A 2,269-nucleotide genomic window follows, 5' to 3' on the forward strand; every position below is an offset into this window, starting at 1 on the left:
GGTCTCACCCTCGGCGCGACGGGGGGCGCGGGGCGGCGCCAGGTGAGCTGCACCCTCGCCCTGGCAGTGGCCGGGGCGCTGGCCGCGGTGACCGTGGGCAGCGCCTTCCTGCTGGACCTGATGCCGGGCAGCGGCGGACAGACCGGCAACGTCGGCCAGGGCGAGGCGCGGCCGACCCCGTCGAAGCCCTCGGAGCCGGGGGCCGGATCGGGCACGCGGCGTCCCACGACGAGCCCCGGCGGGGCCGCCGAACTGCCCGACGCCTTCGTCGGCACCTGGCGGGGTCCGCTCGACGAGCGGAGCGGCGGCGAGTCGGAGGGCACGCTCACCGCCGTGTTCGAGAAGGGCCGCACGGGTACGGACGTGCTCCGGCTGACCACGCTCCTGTCCCCGGAGGTGGGCATCACCTGCCACAGCGTCGCCACGCTCACCTCCGCCTCGGCCGACGAGCTGGAACTGCGGGAGCGCCCGGACCCCGACCGGCCGAGCCGGGTCGTGTTCTGCCCCGCCGAGCCCGCCGATCTCCACGTCACGCTGGCAGCGGACGGAACGCTCCGGTTCCGCTCGGACGGGAAGGTGATGGGAAGCCCGTACGGCACGCTGACCCGGTCCGGCGGCTGACCGCCGAGCCCGCTGGCGTACGCTGAACCGGTTCGTAGATCCGTTGGAAAACCGCCGAAAGGTGACAGCCGGTGACCGAGAAGGTTGACCTTCAGCCCATCCTCGACCGCGCCGCCGAAGGCGGCCGGATCACCCCGGAGGAGGCGCTCGACCTCTACCGGTCGGCGCCGCTGCACGCCCTGGGCGCCGCCGCCGACGCCGTGCGCCGCCGCCGCTACGCCGGTACGGAGCACATCGCGACGTACATCATCGAGCGCAACATCAACTACACCAACGTGTGCGTCACGGCGTGCAAGTTCTGCGCCTTCTACGCCGCGCCGAAGGACACCGCCAAGGGCTGGTCCCGCGACCTGGACGACATCCTGCGCCGCTGCGCGGAGACGGTCGAGCTGGGCGGCACGCAGATCATGTTCCAGGGCGGGCACCACCCGGACTACGGCGTGGAGTACTACGAGGAGCACTTCTCGGCGATCAAGAAGGCGTTCCCGCAGCTGGTGATCCACTCGCTGGGCGCCTCCGAGATCGAGCACATGGCCCGCATCTCCAAGGTCTCCGCCGAGGAGGCGATCCGCCGCATCCACGCCGCCGGTCTCGACTCGTTCGCGGGGGCCGGCGCCGAACTGCTGCCGGCCAGGCCGCGCACCGCCATCGCGCCGCTCAAGGAGTCCGGCGAGCGCTGGCTGGAGATCATGGAGATCGCGCACGGCCTCGGCGTCGAGTCCACCTCCACCATGCTGATGGGCACGGGCGAGACGAACGCCGAGCGCATCGAGCACCTGCGGATGATCCGCGACGTGCAGGACCGCACCGGGGGCTTCCGGGCGTTCATCCCGTACACGTACCAGCCGGAGAACAACAAGCTCAAGGGCCGTACGCAGGCCACGCTCTTCGAGTACCTGCGGATGATCGCCATCGCCCGGATCTTCCTGGACAACGTGGCCCACATCCAGGGCTCCTGGCTCACCACCGGCAAGGAGGTCGGCCAGCTGTCGCTGCACTACGGCGCGGACGACCTCGGCTCGATCATGCTGGAGGAGAACGTCGTCTCCTCGGCCGGCGCCAAGCACCGCTCCAACCGGCTGGAGATCATCGACCTGATCCGCAAGGCGGACCGCGTCCCGGCCCAGCGCTCCACCACGTACGAGCACCTCGTCGTGCACGACGACCCGGCGAACGACCCGGTCGACGAGCGCGTCGTCTCGCACATCTCGTCCGTGGCGATCGAGGGCGGCACCGCGCACCCGGAGCTGAAGCTCCTCGGCGCCCCGTAGGCCGTGCTGACCCTCCACGCCGCCGCCCTGCTGCTGCCGGGCGGCGGCCTCGCGCCCGTGGCCGGGGGCGCCGTCGCCGTCCGGGACGGATCGGTCGCCGCGTTCGGGCCGTACGGGGAACTCGCCGCCGCCCACCCCGGCGCCCGCGTCCGGCACTGGCCCGGCGTCCTGACCCCCGGCCTCCTCCAGCGGGACGCGGTCCCGCTGCTGGAGCGGTGGTACTTCCCCGACCCGCGCGAGGCGGACACCCTGGGCACCGAGCCGCTGACCGGCGCCGCGCTCGAAGCGCTCGGCCCCGAGGACACCTGGCGGGCCGGCAGCGTACGGCGCGGGCTGCACCGCATGCTCCGGCACGGCACGACCGCGCTCGCCAGATC

General features: G+C 72.8%; 1 protein-coding gene and 2 pseudogenes. All 3 read left to right on the plus strand.

Annotation, left to right across the window (positions count from 1 at the left end; translation table 11 throughout):
* Nucleotides 1-621: pseudogene (locus MHW47_RS34695) on the plus strand (serine/threonine protein kinase); the annotation flags it as partial.
* Nucleotides 622-692: 71 nt separating this feature from the next.
* Nucleotides 693-1,892, plus strand: a complete 1,200-nt coding sequence (mqnC, locus tag MHW47_RS34700) for a cyclic dehypoxanthinyl futalosine synthase (RefSeq protein WP_239227807.1) — start codon at nt 693-695, stop codon at nt 1,890-1,892.
* Between the two features lie 3 nt (nt 1,893-1,895).
* A pseudogene (locus MHW47_RS34705) lies at nt 1,896-2,269 on the plus strand (hypothetical protein); the annotation flags it as partial.

Source organism: Streptomyces sp. OfavH-34-F (assembly GCF_022347745.1).
Lineage (GTDB): Bacteria > Actinomycetota > Actinomycetes > Streptomycetales > Streptomycetaceae > Streptomyces.